The sequence below is a fragment of the Actinomadura coerulea genome, from assembly GCF_014208105.1.
In the GTDB taxonomy this organism is placed as follows: domain Bacteria; phylum Actinomycetota; class Actinomycetes; order Streptosporangiales; family Streptosporangiaceae; genus Spirillospora; species Spirillospora coerulea.
This window is the reverse complement of the sequence record NZ_JACHMQ010000001.1, coordinates 8,148,027-8,162,670: the sequence shown is the minus strand read 5'-3', so window position 1 is coordinate 8,162,670 and position 14,644 is coordinate 8,148,027. Positions and strand designations below refer to the sequence as shown.

At 73.9% G+C, this 14,644-nt stretch carries 13 protein-coding genes; 5 read left to right on the top strand and 8 right to left on the bottom strand.

Annotated features, from left to right (window positions below):
- The first annotated feature begins 128 nt into the window (after positions 1-128).
- Complete coding sequence (locus tag BKA00_RS37990; protein ID WP_185033408.1) at positions 129-1,592, top strand: aromatic amino acid ammonia-lyase; 1,464 nt, start codon at positions 129-131, stop codon at positions 1,590-1,592.
- A 3-nt stretch (positions 1,593-1,595) separates the two neighbouring features.
- Here BKA00_RS37990 and BKA00_RS37985 read toward each other — a convergent pair whose 3' ends face one another.
- Positions 1,596-2,606, bottom strand: coding sequence for a LacI family DNA-binding transcriptional regulator (locus tag BKA00_RS37985; RefSeq protein WP_185033406.1), 1,011 nt, complete (start codon positions 2,604-2,606; stop codon positions 1,596-1,598).
- Between the two features lie 182 nt (positions 2,607-2,788).
- Here BKA00_RS37985 and BKA00_RS37980 point away from each other — a divergent pair, with 182 nt between their 5' ends.
- Positions 2,789-3,313: a cysteine dioxygenase gene (locus tag BKA00_RS37980; protein WP_185033404.1), complete on the top strand. Its 525-nt coding sequence runs from the start codon at positions 2,789-2,791 to the stop codon at positions 3,311-3,313.
- 191 nt (positions 3,314-3,504) lie between these two features.
- Here BKA00_RS37980 and BKA00_RS37975 read toward each other — a convergent pair whose 3' ends face one another.
- Positions 3,505-4,656, bottom strand: a complete 1,152-nt coding sequence (locus BKA00_RS37975; protein ID WP_185033402.1) for an acyltransferase family protein — start codon at positions 4,654-4,656, stop codon at positions 3,505-3,507.
- A 198-nt stretch (positions 4,657-4,854) separates the two neighbouring features.
- Between BKA00_RS37975 and BKA00_RS37970 the strand changes: the two genes are divergently transcribed.
- The gene (locus tag BKA00_RS37970; protein WP_230298754.1) at positions 4,855-5,634 is read left to right on the top strand and encodes an SGNH/GDSL hydrolase family protein; all 780 of its coding nucleotides are present in this window, start codon (positions 4,855-4,857) and stop codon (positions 5,632-5,634) included.
- A 3-nt stretch (positions 5,635-5,637) separates the two neighbouring features.
- Here BKA00_RS37970 and egtD read toward each other — a convergent pair whose 3' ends face one another.
- From egtD to egtA, 4 genes are all read right to left on the bottom strand, one after another.
- On the bottom strand, positions 5,638-6,594 hold the full coding sequence (gene egtD / locus BKA00_RS37965; protein ID WP_185033400.1) for an L-histidine N(alpha)-methyltransferase: 957 nt from the start codon (positions 6,592-6,594) through the stop codon (positions 5,638-5,640).
- Between the two features lie 61 nt (positions 6,595-6,655).
- On the bottom strand, positions 6,656-7,390 hold the full coding sequence (egtC, locus tag BKA00_RS37960; protein ID WP_185033398.1) for an ergothioneine biosynthesis protein EgtC: 735 nt from the start codon (positions 7,388-7,390) through the stop codon (positions 6,656-6,658).
- Positions 7,391-8,755, bottom strand: coding sequence for an ergothioneine biosynthesis protein EgtB (gene egtB / locus BKA00_RS37955; RefSeq protein ID WP_185033396.1), 1,365 nt, complete (start codon positions 8,753-8,755; stop codon positions 7,391-7,393).
- Positions 8,752-9,981, bottom strand: coding sequence for an ergothioneine biosynthesis glutamate--cysteine ligase EgtA (gene egtA, locus BKA00_RS37950; protein ID WP_185033394.1), 1,230 nt, complete (start codon positions 9,979-9,981; stop codon positions 8,752-8,754). Before egtA ends, egtB begins: the two co-directional genes overlap by 4 nt.
- Before the next feature lie 255 nt (positions 9,982-10,236).
- On the opposite strand from egtA, the gene BKA00_RS37945 reads away from it, so the two are divergent.
- Positions 10,237-11,493 carry a hypothetical protein gene (locus BKA00_RS37945; protein ID WP_185033392.1) on the top strand — a complete coding sequence of 419 codons (1,257 nt, stop codon included), beginning with the start codon at positions 10,237-10,239 and terminating at the stop codon, positions 11,491-11,493.
- Between the two features lie 6 nt (positions 11,494-11,499).
- Here BKA00_RS37945 and BKA00_RS37940 read toward each other — a convergent pair whose 3' ends face one another.
- Complete coding sequence (locus BKA00_RS37940) at positions 11,500-12,177, bottom strand: rhomboid-like protein (protein ID WP_185033391.1); 678 nt, start codon at positions 12,175-12,177, stop codon at positions 11,500-11,502.
- A gap of 24 nt (positions 12,178-12,201) precedes the next feature.
- A complete protein-coding gene (locus BKA00_RS37935; RefSeq protein ID WP_185033389.1) occupies positions 12,202-13,821 on the bottom strand; it encodes an MFS transporter in 1,620 nt (539 codons plus the stop codon).
- Between the two features lie 140 nt (positions 13,822-13,961).
- Between BKA00_RS37935 and BKA00_RS37930 the strand changes: the two genes are divergently transcribed.
- The gene (locus tag BKA00_RS37930; RefSeq protein WP_185033387.1) at positions 13,962-14,633 is read left to right on the top strand and encodes a TetR family transcriptional regulator; all 672 of its coding nucleotides are present in this window, start codon (positions 13,962-13,964) and stop codon (positions 14,631-14,633) included.
- Positions 14,634-14,644 lie beyond the last annotated feature (11 nt).

Sequence of the window (14,644 nt, the reverse complement as noted above, 5' to 3'; positions counted from 1 at the left end):
CGATGATCGAATTCCGGTTACGAGCCAACCGTAACCAATGGGTACCGTCATCTCAGTGTCCCGGCATGCCCGGAACGTCGAGCATGAAAGCATATCTACCGGTAATGCAGGGAAAGTAGCGTGTCGCCGTGGAGAACAGCCGAATCGTTATCGACGGGACCTCGCTCACATGCGCTCAGGTGGCCCGCGCGGCCCGCGAGGATGTGACGGTCGCCATAGCCGCGGCCGGCGAACGTCGGGCGGCGGGCGCCTGGCGGGTCGTCCGCGAGGTCACCGAGGCGCAGCCGGTGTACGGGCGGACGACGGGGGTCGGCGCCAACCGCGTCGTGGACGTCGAGTGGGAGGACGCCGACGCCCACGGGCTGCGGCTGCTGCGCAGCCACGCGGCCGGGGCCGGGCCGCTGGTCGCGCCGGAGACCGTCCGGGCGATGCTGGCCGTCCGGCTGAACCAGATCGCGGCGGGCGGCTCGGGCGTGGAGCCGGGCGTGCTGCAGGCCCTGGCGGACGTGCTCAACCTCGGGCTGCTCCCGCCGGTGCCGGTGTACGGGGCGATCGGCACGGGCGATCTGACGGCGCTGGCCTCGACCGCGCTGTGCCTGCTCGGTGAGCGGCCGTGGCTGCCGGGCCCGGACGGCGGGCAGGAGCGCGGCCCCGGCTACCGGCTCCGCTCCGCCGACGCGCTGGCGTTCATCAGCTCCAACGCCGCGACGCTCGGCGAGGCGGCGCTCGCGGTTGCCGACCTGCGGGAGACGCTGCGCGCCTCGACGGTCGTGGCGGCGCTGTCGCACTTCGCCGTCCGGGGCTCGGAGGAGCCGTACGCGCAGCCGGTGCAGGACGCGTGCCCGCATCCGGGCCAGCAGCAGGCCGCGGCGGCGATGCGCGCGCTGCTCGCCTTCGACCGGCCGGCGCCGATGCGCATCCAGGACCCGTACGGCTACCGCGCGTTCCCGCAGGTGCACGGCCCCGCGCTGGAGGCGGCCGGCTACGCCGAGGAGGTCGTCACGCGGGAGATCAACGCCGCCGCGGAGAACCCGCTGGTGGACGTCCCCGGGCGGACGGTCTGGCACAACGGCAACTTCCACACCGCCTACGTCGGGCTCGCCCTGGACGCGGCCCGCGCCGCCCTGTTCCAGACCATGGCGCTGGCCGCCGCCCGCCTCGGCACGCTCGCCGAGCCGGCCTTCACCGGCCTCTACCCGTTCCAGGGGGAGACGGAGGCCTCCTCCGGGATCATGATCCTGGAGTACGTGGCGCACTCGTGCCTGGCCGACGTCAGGCGCCTCGCCACCCCCGCGGCGCTCGGCAGCGCGGTGCTGTCGCGCGGCGTCGAGGAGCACGCCGGCTTCTCGACGCAGTCGGCGCGCGCCAGCACCGACGCGGTCGCCGCCTACCGGCTCGGGCTCGGCTGCGAGCTGGTGGCCGCCGTCCGCGCGCTGCGGATGCAGGGGCGGGCGCCCTCCGGCGGGCCGCTGCGCTCGGCGTGGGACATGGCGGGTGCCGTCCTCGACCCGCGCATCGAGGACCGGCCGCTGGACGCCGACATCGCCGCCGCCGCGGACCTGCTGCCGCACCTGGCCCGGCTCCACCCCTGACCCTCAGCCCGCCGCGGTCTCTCCGGTCGAGGCGCGGACGCGCAGCGACGGCTCGCGGACGACGCGGCGCTTGCGCGGCTTGCCGTCGATGACGTCCACGATCAGCCGGACGGCGGAGTGGACGATGCCGTCGATGTCCCACTCGACGCTGGTGAGCGGCGGGGACAGCAGCGCCGACATCGGATGGTTGTCGTAGCCGCAGACGGCGACGTCGCCGGGGACGTCCAGGCCCAGCTCGCGGGTGGCGGCGTAGACGCCGTAGGCGATGGAGTCGGCGAAGCAGAAGACGGCCGAGGGGCGGTTCGGGCCGCCGAGCACGCGCAGCGCGATCTCGGTGGCCTCGGCGAGGGACTGGGGCACGACCACGACGTCCACCGACAGGCCGAGCCGCTCGGCCTCGGCGTTGACGTACACGTCGGCCGGGCGGTCGGGCGTGCTGGCGAGGGTGGGGGTGAACACGGTGAGGCGCTGGTGGCCGAGCGCCCGCAGGTGTTCCAGCGCGAGCGTCACGCCCCGCCGGTTGTCGAAGACGACCTCGCCCTGCGCCTGGCCGCCGTGCAGGGCGTCACCGATGGAGACCACGGGGATCGCGGCCGCCAGCTCCGACCACAGCGCGGCGGACGGGTCGAGCGGCTGGACGATCAGGCCGTCCACCCGCTGGTCGCGCAGCCGCCGGGCCAGGGCCAGCTCGCGCTCGGGGTCGCCGCCGGCGTCCACGATCAGGGCGTAGCGGCCGCGGGCGAGCAGCGCCCGGCCGATGCCGACCGCGAGGGACTGCTGCCAATAGTCCTCCAGCGAGCCGCACAGCAGGCCGACCTGGTCGGTGCGCCCGCTGGCCAGCGCACGCGCGATCGGGTGGGCCTCGTAGCCGAGCTCGCGCGCCGCGGCGCGGACGCGCTCCTGCGTCTCCTCGGAGGTCTGGATGCCGCGCAGCGCGTAGGAGACGGCCGCCGGCGACAGCCCCGTCGCCTGCGCCACCTCCCGGATGGTCGCGCGCTTGCGCTTCTCCGACATCCCTCCAACCCTAGAGGCCGCCACCGACAGAGCACGGCACCCGCCCTTGACGGGAGCGTCACTGAAGCGGTTCACTGAAACGGTTAACTGATGCGGTTCAGAAGTTCTGGCCTGGCCGTTCGCGCCGGGTCGCGGACGCAACGGACCGCTCCCACCCACGGTTTCGGAGAGGAGCGAACCCCGTGTCTTCCGAGGTCCTGCCCCGCCCCAGCGGCCTGGAGCGCCTGCCCGGCCGCCCCCTCGACAAGCGGGAACTGCGGGAGCTGGTCGACGACCTGGCAGAGCGGCCCGGTCTGTGGCGGCCCCACGTCGCGTTCCCCGAGGGGCGCCGCCACTACGCCTCCCTGCACAGGGACGAGCACGTCGACGTCTGGCTGCTGTGCTGGACGCCCGAGAACGACACCGGCTGGCACGACCACGACGTCTCCTCGGGCGCCGTCCGCGTCGTCGCCGGCGCCATCGAGGAGAACAACCCGCGCATGGGCGGCGAGCCCCTGCGGACCGTCATGCGCGAGGGCGCGTCCTTCTGCTTCGGCCCCGAGCACATCCACCGGCTCACGGGGGTGGAGGACGCCAGCGTCTCGATCCACGCCTACTCGCCGCCGCTGTGGCGGCTCGGCCAGTACTCCGTCGACGAGTCGGGCGTGATGCGCCGGACGCCGGTCAGCTACACCGAGGAGCTCCAGCCGTCGGACGAGGCGGCCTGACCGCCGGCAGAGCGGCCTGAGAGGCCCCGGCGGGCCCGCCCGGGGGTGGCGGGCCCGCCAGAGGCGGCGCGTCCGGTCGATGCCCGCTCACAACGGCCGGACGCCCTGTCCCTTCCAGCGCGGTCGGTCCCGAAAGTGTCACACCGCCGTCCGAAACAGCGGTCGCTGCGCCGCGTGGAACCGGGCAGGGGTCAGGTGTGCGCCGCGTCGACCGGGGCGCGATCGCGGGACTCACCGCCGTCGAGGTCAGCACCGCCCCGTCCGCCCCGATCGCCACCCATCACCGGCGTAGGCGCTTCCTCGGGCGGCCGCATGGGTTTCAACGACGCCATGAGCCGGGCCCGCATCCACGCCGCGCCGGGGCGTTCCACCAGGCGGTGCACGGCGTAGGCGGCCAGCAGCGAGGTCCCGATGACCACCGCCAGCGCCGTCCAGCGGTCGAGGCCCGGATACACCGCGTCCAGCAGGGGGAGCGCGAGCTGGGAGTGGACGAGGTAGAGGGGGTAGGTGAGCGCCCCGAGGACGGACATGCCCCGCCGGCGGAGCCGGCTCAGCCGGCCGGTGGCGACGAGGATCATCACCGCGAAGATGCCCGTGATGACGGCGCCGACCACGGTCTCGTCGGCGCCCCCGAACACGTGCTCCGCGCGCCAGGCCCCCCAGCGCAGGGCGATGAGGTAGGAGGCGGCCACGTACCCCCAGAGCAGCAGCGTCGGGCCGAACCGGTGGATCATGTACAGCGCCATGCCCGCGATGAAGTAGCAGCTCCAGGTCGGGACCAGCATCACCTGGAGGATCCTGTTGTCGGCCTCGTCGGCGAAGACGCCGCCGAGCATCCAGGCCGCCATGAAGACCAGGCACGAGCGGTAGGTGATCCCGATCCCCGCGAGGACGGCGGCGAGCACATAGAAGTGCAGCTCGACCCAGAGCGTCCAGTAGACGGCGTCCACGTTCCGCAGGCCGAGCCCGCCCTGCAGCATCGTCAGGTTGGGGACGATCAGGCCGGGGACGCCGTGCCCCATCCGGAACACCGCGTAGACGGCGGCGCCCAGCAGCACGCTCACCCAGTACGCGGGCATCAGCCGGACGAGCCGGGAGATCCCGAACTCCCCCGGGCCGCGTCCCCACGCGCTCATGAGGATCACGAACCCGCTGATGACGAAGAACAGGTCGACGCCGAGGTACCCGAACCGGGTGACCGGCGCGATCTCGGGGAAGACGTCCTGAGAGGGCGCGGGCCACGCCCCGGCGCCGCCGAAGCCCGTGAAGTGGTAGAGCACCACCGCCAGCGCGGCCGCGAAGCGCAGCAGGTCGAGTTCGCGCAGCCGTTCCCGTCGAGTCACCGCGGAACCCTCCCGCCGCCGGGTGGCCCGGTCCGATCCGCCGGATGAACGGGGGATGTAGGGAAGGACGCGATTCGTCGCCGCGGCCGGTGACGACACGGCCGCGGCGCGGTGACGGGATGGTCGCGGAGTGCGCGCGTGGGAGGCGCGAGGTCAGTAAGATGCGGAGGCGTCCCCCGATCTCGTTGGTGGTACTCCATGACATCTCGCCGCGCCCGACGCGGCGCGGCGACCCGGATGCTGTGCCTGTGCCTGGCGGCGGTCCTGTCGCTCGCCGGAAGTTCCCTGCTCACGGGGTGTTCCCTGCTCGCGGGCTCGGTGCACAAGCCGGCCGCGGCGGACGGACCGAAGGACGGGGCGCGCGGGGCGCCGCCCGTCGTGATGTTCCTCGGCGACAGTTACACGGTCGGCGACCGCGGCGTCGAGCCGGAGTCGACCTACGCCTCCGCGACCGCGCGGCTGCTCGGCTGGCAGGTCGTCGTCGGCGGACGGTCCGGGACGGGGTTCGTCCAGAAGGGCCGCGGCCCGCACGCGTTCCTCGGCCTGTTCGAGAGCCAGCTCGGCTGGCGCCCGGCGCCCGACATGCTGGTCGTGTCCGGCGGCCACAACGACTGGCGGATCCCCCCGCCGCAGGTCGCGGCGGCGGCGCACGTGCTGCTGGCGCGGGCGCGGCAGCGCTGGCCCGGTACCCGCCTGGTGCTGGTGGGCCCGCTCTGGGGGACGGGGACGCCGCTGCCCGGCGCGCTCGCCGTCCGCGACGCGCTGAAGAACCTCGCCCGGCAGCTCGGCGTCCCGTTCGTCGACCCGATCGGCGAGGGCTGGATCACGGGCGACCTGCTGACCGGCCAGGGCAACGCGCCGCGCCTCATCAAGCGGGACCGCACCCACCCGACGCCGGCGGGCCACCTGTACGTGGCGACCCGCCTGGCGGCGGACCTGAAGCGGATGGGCCTCGATCACCCCGCCCGCAAGGGCTGAACGTCAGCGGGACGCGGGGCGCGCGAGGCTGAGGGAGAAGTCGCCCGCCTCGTCCGTCCAGAACTCGGCGAGCTCCATCCCGGCGGCGCCGAGCTCCGCCTCCAGCCGCTCCCGCCGGAACTTGGCGGAGATCTCGGTGCGCGTCTCCTCCCCCTCGGCGAACGACACGTCGAGGTCGAGGCCGCCGACGCGCACGTCCTGGGCGCGCAGCGACCGCAGCCGCATCTCGATCTGCTCCTCGGCCGCGTTCCACACCGCGACGTGCTCGAACGCGCCGATGTCGAAGTCGGCGTCGAGCTCCCGGTTGATGACCGACAGGACGTTGCGGTTGAACTCGGCGGTGACGCCCGCCGCGTCGTCGTAGGCGCGCACGAGCCGCTCGGGGTCCTTGACGAGGTCGGCGCCGAGGAGGAGGAAGTCGCCCTCGTCCATGGTGGCGCGCAGGCCGCCGAGGAACCCGATGCGCTCGGCGGGCGGCATGTTGCCGATCGTCCCGCCGAGGAAGGCGATGAGGCGCCGCTCGCCGCCGGGCAGCAGGGGCAGGTGCTGCTCGTAGTCGGCGGCGACGGCCCGGACGGCCAGACCGGGGTGGTCGGCGGCGATCCCCGCCGCCGCCTGCTCCAGGAAGTCGCCGCTGACGTCCACCGGCACGTAGGTGCGCAGCGTGCCGGTCAGCGCGTCCAGCAGCACCCGGGTCTTCTCCCCCGAGCCCGCGCCGAGCTCCAGCAGCGTCCGGGCACCGGTCGCGGCGGCGATGCCGGGCGCCCGGGCGGCGAGGATCTCCCGCTCCCGCCGGGTCGGGTAGTACTCCTCCAGCCTCGTGATCTCCTCGAAGAGCGCGCTGCCGCGCTCGTCGTAGAACCACTTGGGCGGCAGGGTCTTGGGCGTGCCGGAGAGTCCTTCCCGGACGTCCTTGCGGAGCGTCTTGGCGAGGTCGTCTGCGGTCAGGAACCGGTCCACGTGGTTCTCCTTCGGAGGCTGGGCTGTCTTCGGGGTCTGGCGGTCTCGGGATCTGGCGGTCTCAGAGCGGGGAGATGCGGACGCCGGCGGCGGGCCCGGCGGTGACGAGCGAGCGGTCGGGGACGCGGCGCCACGCGGGGTCGCCGTCCAGCGGCTCGGACGCGATCCGCACCGCGTCGCCGCCCTCGCGCACGAACAGCGAGTCGCCCCAGGTCGTGGCGGCCAGGGACGTCCCGTCCGAGGCGAGCAGGTTGTAGCGGCCGGGGGCCAGCGCGGTGATCGCGGCGACGACGGCGGCGAGGCCCTCGCCGAGCGCCGCGCCCTCCCGCCAGTTCCGGACGGCGAGGGCGAACAGCGGCGCGGAGTCGACGGGAGCGCGGGCGTCGGGGACCTCGGCGACGTCCCCGGCCAGTTCCCGCAGCTTGGACTCAACGCCGCCGTAGCCCTCGACCTTCCCGTTGTGGCTGAACAGCCACGGACCGGCGCGGAAGGGCTGGGCGCACGACTCGTCCACGGGGAACCCGACGGTCGCCGACCGCAGCGCCGCGACCGCGCACGACGCCCGCACGGCTCCGGCGACCTCGCGGAACGACTGGTCGGTCCAGATGGGCTGGGCGCGGCGGAAGCGGACGGCCTCGCCGTCCTGGTACCAGCCGACGCCGTACCCGTCGGCGTTGAGGATGGCGCCCTGCGTCATGCGCGGCGCGTACGACTGGGTCTCCAGCGAGTGCTCCCCCTCGTAGATGAGGGAGTGCAGCGTCCGCTCGGGCCCCAGGTAGCCGAGATGGCGGCACATCTAGCGCGCCACCCCCGTCGCCGTCCCCGACGCCGGCTCCGCCGACCGGGCACAGCGGAACCCGGAGAAGATCTGGCGGCGGATGGGGTAGTCCCAGTTGCGGAACGAGCCGCGTATGGCGAGCGGGTGCGTCGCCCAGGACCCGCCTCTCAGCACCTTGTAGTCGGGCCCGAAGAAGACCTCCGAGTACTCCTTGTAGGGGAACGAGCGGAAGCCGGGGTAGCCGTGGAAGTCCGACGACGTCCATTCCCACACGTCCCCCAGGAGGCGCCTCACCCCGTACGCCGACGCACCGGCCGCGTAGGAGCCGGTCTCGGACGGGCGGAGCGCCCGCTGTCCGAGGTTGGCGCGACCCTCTTCGTAGACGTCGCCCCACGGGTAGCGGCGCGACCGTCCTGCGGCGGGGTCCCAGCGGGCGGCCTTCTCCCACTCGGCCTCGGTCGGCAGCCGCTTCCCGGCCCACCGCGCGTACGCGTCCGCCTCGTACCAGCACACGTGCTGGACGGGTTCGCCAGGCGGAACGGGTTCCGACCGCCCGAATCGGCGCCGCGACCACTGTCCCCCTTCACGCGCCCAGAAGGCCGGGGCGCGTTTGCCGCTGCTGTAGCGCCACTCCCATCCGGCCGGGTCCCACCAGCGGGGGTCGTCGTAGCCACCGGCCTCGATGAACGCGATGTAGGCTGCGTTGGTGACCGGTTCCACGTCGATGTAGTACGCGGGCAGGTCGACCAAATGCACGGGACGTTCGTTGTCGTGCGCCCACGGTTCGTCGGACGTTCCCATCTGGAACGGGCCCGCCTCGACGAGCACCTCTTCGGCGCCGGACGCCTCGCCAGGAACCTGAAGCGGTTCCGCCTTGGGGTCGAGCAGAGCGGGGGCACCACGGCGCAGCTGGTGGGTGGCCAGCATGGTCTCGTCGTGCATGTGCTCGTGCTGAACCACCATCCCGTACACGAATCCGCCCGACGTCAGCGGGTCCGGGGTGTCGAAGCGCACCGACGACAGCGAGTCGAGCACCTTGGAGCGGACCGTGCCGAGGTAGGACCGGGCCTCCTCGGGCTTCAGGAGCGGCAGCGCCGGCCGCTCCGCCCGGGGATGCTCGAACGCGTCGTACAGGTCGTCGATCTCTGGGCGCATCGCCTCCTGCCCGGCGGCCGCGCGCAGCAGCCACAGCTCCTCGTAGTTGCCGACGTGCGCGAGGTCCCACACGAGCGGCGACATCAGCGGCGACACCTGCGCGGTGAGGTCGTCCTCGTCGAGGACGTCGGTGGTGAGGCGCAGGCTGCGGTCGCGCACCGCGCCGAGCTCGTCGGCGATCAGTTCCTTCAGGGCCGCCTCCTCGGCGGACGGGCCGGGCGAGCTCATGTCGGATCCTCCATCGGACGTGTCGGGGGGACGCCGGCGGGCCGGTCGCCGGCGGGCCAGTCGTCGGCGGGAGTGCGGCCCCGCAGGACGTACCGGTGGGCGTACTCCTCGACCAGGGGGGCGAGGCCGGCCGCGCCGAGCCGCGCGAGCGCGTCCAGCGCCGCCGCGAAGCACGCCCGCGCGGCCGCGGCCAGGGCGGGGTCCGACAGGCCGTCGCAGGCCGCCCGCGCCCACCGGTTCGCCACCGGTTCGACCGCAGCCTCGGCGGCGCGGGAGGCGGCCGGGTCGTCCAGCAGGGCGGTGGCGACGGCGACGGGCACCGGCCAGTACGGGCCGGGCAGCGCGTCGATCATACGGAGCTCCAGCCAGCCGCGCGGCCGGACCGGCGGGAACAGCGTGGACAGGTGGTAGGCGAGGTCGTCCTCGCCGGGCTCCCCCTTGGCCAGCCACTCCAGGAAGGACATCCCGGGGGCGGGCACCCATCGGCCGTCCGGGGTGTGGACGAGCATGACCTGGGCGTCGAGCGCGTACCGCGTCCACGCCTCGGCGGGGTCGCCGTCCGCCCCGTCCCGCAGCACCGGCAGGGTGCGGCACGGGTCGAGCTCGGTCCAGATGCCCTGCCGGGACGACCGCATCCCGGTGCGGCGGCCGGCCCGCAGCGGCGAGTTGGCGAACGCGGCGACCAGCACCGGCCCGAGCGCGTGCACGAGCCGCCAGCGGCGGACCGCGTCCGCGTCGTCGGCGCCGATGTCCAGGTTCACCTGGACCGACGCGGTCGAACACATCATGGCCAGCCCCGCGTCGTGGAATCCGCCCGCGCAGAAGTAGTCGCGCATGCACGCGTACCGGGGGTGGTCGGCCTGGAACCGGGGCACGCGGACGGGGTCGACGCCGTGCCCGGCGAGCGCGAGCCCCTCCGGCGCGAGCGCGTCCCGCACGTGCGCGATGTCCCGGCCGAGCGCGGCGGACAGGTCGCCCAGCGTCCCGAACGGGGCGGAGCTGAGTTCGAGCTGGCCGCCCGGCTCGTAGGTCACCTTGCTCCCGCCGGCCGGCGGACCGGCCCCGTCCACGAGGGCCCGCACCCGCTCGGCGGGCACGTGGGCCGCCGGGTCGCCGGAGTCGACCACGAGCCACTCGGTCTCCGCGCCGACCGTCCCGGGCGGACCCGTCTTGAAGCAGACACCGCGTATGTGCTGGTAGACGTCGTCCACTGTGAGCCGGGTCACCATTGACTCCTCGGATGATTCGACAACGGGTTCGAACCTTCCCTGCTGAACCGGATCAGAAATCAGCGGTTTTTCAGGAAGTTTCTTAAATCTCCGTGAACGTCACCGTCCGCAGCACTCACTGCTACCTTCCGTGCTATTCGACGCGATGTCCGATCCCTGGCTTCTCATGGGTCAACCGGAGCCGCTAGAGTCCCCTGGCCAGCGATATGCACGTTTTGCCGGAAGTGAAACCGGACGGAGACGGGGGGCCACATGGGCGGAGACCTGGGCTCGCTCTACGACGCGCACGCCGACCGCCTGTACGCCTACTGCTGGTCGCTCGTGGGCGACCGGCTCGCGGCGGCGGCCGTCGGCGACACCTTCAGCGCGGCCGTCCACCAGCCGCCGCGCGGCGACAGCGTGCTCTGGCTCTACTCGCTCTCCCGGACGGCGTGCGCCGAGCGCGGCGCGTTCACCGGCGAGCCCGCCGTCGGCGCCGCCACGCGCGGCCCGCTGTTCGCCGACACCGACCCGCTGCTGCGCGCCGCCGGGAGCCTGCGCTCCGACCACCGCGAGGTACTGCTGCTGTGGGCGGGCGAGTGGCTCGAACCGCACGACATCGCCCGCGTCCTCGGCCTCGCGCCGGACACCGTCATGCAGCTGCTCAACGCGGCGCGGACGCGGCTGGAGCGCGCCGTCCTCGACACGCTGATGCGCGGCGCCACCGAGGCGCGGCTCGACCTCATCTCCGCGTTCGAGAAGGGACGGCTGCCGCAGCTGCTCGCCCGGCGGGCCCCGGCGCACGCGCCCGGCTGGCTGCGCGAGCAGGTCCTCGCGGCCTGCGAGGAGGAGGCCGCCCGGCCCCTGCCGAGCGTCCTGTCGCCGAGCCCGCTCGTCGTGATCGGCCCCGCGCGGGCGGACCGCCGCAGGCGCGGGGCCTCCGGCTTCGCCGCCAAGGGCCTCGGCGCGGTCGCGGGCGTCGCCGCGTCGGCCGCCGCCGTCATCGGGCTGCTGGTGTCCTGGCCCGCGGCCAAGGGCGGCAGCGCGGCCTCGCTCACGCCGACGGCGAGCAGCGGGCAGACGCACCCGGCGTCCACGTCGAGCCACGGCGTCCCGCAGGACCCGGTGCCCGGCCTGACCGGCTCCGAGCGCGCGGACGGCGGCGGGTCGCGGAACCCGGTGACCAGCGCGTACGGCTCGCCGCCGCAGCAGGCGGGCGGGTCCCCGGCCGGGGGCGCGGCGCCCGCGGCACCGGCCCCGCCCGCGACCTCGCCGTCGGAGGAGCCCGCGCGCGGGAAGCCCCCGGCGTCCAGCACCCCCGCGAAGCCGGAGAAGCCGTCCACGCCCCCGGACGACGCGACGCCGACCACTCCCCCGGACACGCCGTCCGACCCGGCGACCCCGCCGGACGACGGGCCCTCGGACCCGACGACGCCGCCGGACACCCCGTCCGACCCGCCCTCGGACCCGGGGACCCCGAGCCCGAGCCCCACGTCGAACCCGGCCCCGCAGCCGGGCGGGGAGGGCTGACCGGGGTCAGGCCTCCGCGGCTCCGGCCGCCGGAGGGGCGGCGGGCACCGCGCCGAGCGGCGCGGGCCCGCGCCGGCGTTCCAGCAGCAGGAGCAGCCACCCGGCGACCGCGCCGGTGAGCATGGCCACCAGGTGGCCGACGGCGGCGACCTCCAGCGCGAGCAGGCCGTCCAGCAGCACCGGGACGAGCGCGCACCACCAGGCCAGCGCGACCAGCCGGCGGACCCGCCCGTGCCCGTACAGGAAGGCCGCGACGAGCGCCGCGCACAGCACGTAGGACGGGCCGACGTCGGGGATCGTCCGGACGGAGTCCGAGAGCAGGCCCGCCTCCAGCCGCACCAGCGCGATGCCCTGGCTGACGAGCGTGCCGAGCACGTGCGAGGCCGCGATGAGGGCGACGGCCCGCAGGTTCCCGAACCGCCGGGTCACGGGGAACAGCCCGATGGCCGCCGCGACGAGCAGCACGCCCTGCGACCCCTCGGCGACGAACGCCGAGGCGACCATCGTCCCGACCGGGTTGACCGCGAGGTTGGCCAGGTTGGTGCTGGCCCAGGCGATCATCGCCTGCCGCGCGCCCGGAGGCAGGATCAGCACCTGGACCATCCACACGGCCGCGAACAGCCCGAGGAACGCCACCGGCACCGGATAGGACCTGAGGATCCGGCGAAGCCTCGCGAAACCCATCACACCGGCAGCCTAAACCGGGCCCTACGCGACGGCCGCGCCTTCGACCGGAGAGGTCCCCCGCCGCACCAGGAGCGCGGCGAGGACCGCGACGAGCGCGACGGCCCCCGCCACGGTCAGGGACGTCTGGAAGCCGTCCATGAACGCGAGGTGGCTCCCGGTCGTGATGGCGTCGGCCGCCTCCTTCGAGGTGCCGGGCGGGATGGGCGCCACTCCCTGCGAGACGAGCCCGCCCTGCCCTTCGAGCTGGTGAGCCGCCGCCCCGGGAAGGCCCGCGTCGGTGAGCCGCCCGAACAGCACGTCCCCGACCTTGGTCGACAGCAGCACCCCCAGCACCGACGTGCCGAGCACGCCGCCGACCTGGGAGGCGGTCTGCTGGAGGCCGCCCGCGACGCCCGCGAGGTGGGCGGGCGCGTTGCCGACGATGGCCTCGGTGCCGGCCACGATCACCATTCCGAACGCCAGCCCGACCAGCACGAACCACGGCCACAGCTGCACGTACGGGGCGTCCACCCCGATGCGCGACAGGCCGAACATCGCGGCCGCGGTGAACGCCATCCCGAGGACGAGCGGCACCCGCGGCCCGAACCGGCTGGTCAGCGCGCCCGCCACCGGGGAGGCGACGATGAACACGCCGGTCATCGGCAGCATCCGCACGCCCGCGTCCACCGGGCTCATGCCGTGCACCTGCTGCAGGTACAGGGTGATGAAGAAGATCGTCCCGAACATCCCGAAGAAGCCGAGCACGATGAGGCCGGTCGCCGCCGACAGCGACACCGACCGGAACAGCCCGAGCGGCAGCAGCGGGCGCTCCACCCGCAGCTCGTTCCAGACGAACGCGGCGAACAGCACGACGGACGCGGCGAACGACACGAGCGGGACGGTGCCGCCGAACCCGTGCTCGCCGGCCTTGATGAGCCCCCAGACCAGGGCGAACAGCGCGCCGCTGAGCAGGGCGACGCCCGCCACGTCGAACGAGCCGGCGGCCTCCTCGTCCCGGGACTCGCGGATCACCCACAGGCCGACGAGCAGCGCGACCAGCCCGAGCGGGGCGTTCAGGAAGAACACCGACTCCCAGTTGACGTTCTCCACCAGCAGCCCGGCGACGATCGGGCCGCCGGCGATGGAGATGCCGACCGTGGACCCCCAGATGCCGATCGCGGCGTTGAGCCGCTCGGCCGGGAACGTGTTGCGCAGGAGGGCCAGGCTCGCGGGCTGCAGGAGCGCCCCCGCGAACCCCTGCACGACCCGCCAGAAGATCACCATGCCGAGCCCGCCCGAGAGCCCGATCAGCACCGACGACACGGCGAAGCCGACGACGCCCGCGAGGAAGGTGCGCTTGCGGCCGAACCGGTCGGCGATCTTGCCGGCCGGGATCAGCGTGACGGCGAGCGCCAGCAGGTAGGCGTTGGTGACCCACTGCAGGCCGGACAGGCTCGCGCCGAGGTCCTTGGCGATCGCGGGGTTGGCGATGGACACGACGGTCGCGTCCAGCCCGACCATCATCACGCCCAGCGCGACCGCGATGAGCGTGAGCCAGGGATGCCCGTGCCCCGCCCTGGCGGGACGGCCGCGCGCCTGGTCGCGCGGCGGTAGGTGGACGGCGCCCGGTTCGAGGGTCTCGGCGCCACGGGATTGAGTCATCATCGACCTCCGGCTTGGCAGGGGTACAAATTGTCATGGCATGACAGTTGTCGTCAACTGCCCTTGGTCTGTATGCGACATGTTTCACTTCACGACAGAGAGGGGTCGACGGACGATCGCCGGGCGATTACAATGCGCGCATGACCGCGACCGCCCCCGAGACCGGCACGTCCGGCCCCGGTTCCCCGCCCCCGGGCAGGCGCGAACGCAAGAAGCAGCGCACCCGAGAGGCGCTCGTCGACGCCGCGTTCACCCTCTTCGCCGAGAAGGGGTTCGACGCCACCACCGTCGAGGAGATCGCCGACGCCGTGGACGTCTCGTCCCGCACGTTCTTCCGCTACTTCGCCTCGAAAGAGGACGTCGCCCTCACCTTCCAGGAAGAGCAGACCCGCGCCGTGCTGGGCAGGCTCGCCGAACGCCCCCCGGACGAGCCGATCATGACCGCGCTGCGGCACACCGTGGTGGAGATCGCGCACGCCTGCGAAGCGGGCGAGCTCGGCTTCGACCCCGGCCGCTTCGAGTGCATGCTCGCGATGATGAGCGACAGCCCGACGCTGATGGCGGGCAGCCTGGAGCACGCGCAGAAGAAGCAGGCGCTGCTCACCGAGGTCATCGCCGAGCGGATGGGCCTCGACCCCGCCACGGAGCTGCGCCCGCACGTCGTCGCCGCGGCCACCACCTGCGCGTTCCAGGCCGCCGCCGACGCCACCCGCCGCCTCGGCGGGACGTTCGCCACGCTGTCGGAGACCGTCGACCAGGCCTTCGCCATCCTGGAGAACGGCTTCGACGAGCCCGCCCCGCCGCCCGACTGACCTGCGGAGAC

What these genes read in the sequence shown, in the direction of transcription:
- egtC (WP_185033398.1), bottom strand. Translation starts at nt 7,390, where the DNA reads ATGTGCCGCCATCTCGGCTACCTGGGGCCCGAGCGGACGCTGCACTCC.
- BKA00_RS37935 (WP_185033389.1), bottom strand. Translation starts at nt 13,821, where the DNA reads ATGACTCAATCCCGTGGCGCCGAGACCCTCGAACCGGGCGCCGTCCAC.
- BKA00_RS37945 (WP_185033392.1), top strand. Translation starts at nt 10,237, where the DNA reads ATGGGCGGAGACCTGGGCTCGCTCTACGACGCGCACGCCGACCGCCTG.
- BKA00_RS37940 (WP_185033391.1), bottom strand. Translation starts at nt 12,177, where the DNA reads ATGGGTTTCGCGAGGCTTCGCCGGATCCTCAGGTCCTATCCGGTGCCG.
- BKA00_RS37985 (WP_185033406.1), bottom strand. Translation starts at nt 2,606, where the DNA reads ATGTCGGAGAAGCGCAAGCGCGCGACCATCCGGGAGGTGGCGCAGGCG.
- egtB (WP_185033396.1), bottom strand. Translation starts at nt 8,755, where the DNA reads ATGAGCTCGCCCGGCCCGTCCGCCGAGGAGGCGGCCCTGAAGGAACTG.
- BKA00_RS37930 (WP_185033387.1), top strand. Translation starts at nt 13,962, where the DNA reads ATGACCGCGACCGCCCCCGAGACCGGCACGTCCGGCCCCGGTTCCCCG.
- BKA00_RS37970 (WP_230298754.1), top strand. Translation starts at nt 4,855, where the DNA reads ATGACATCTCGCCGCGCCCGACGCGGCGCGGCGACCCGGATGCTGTGC.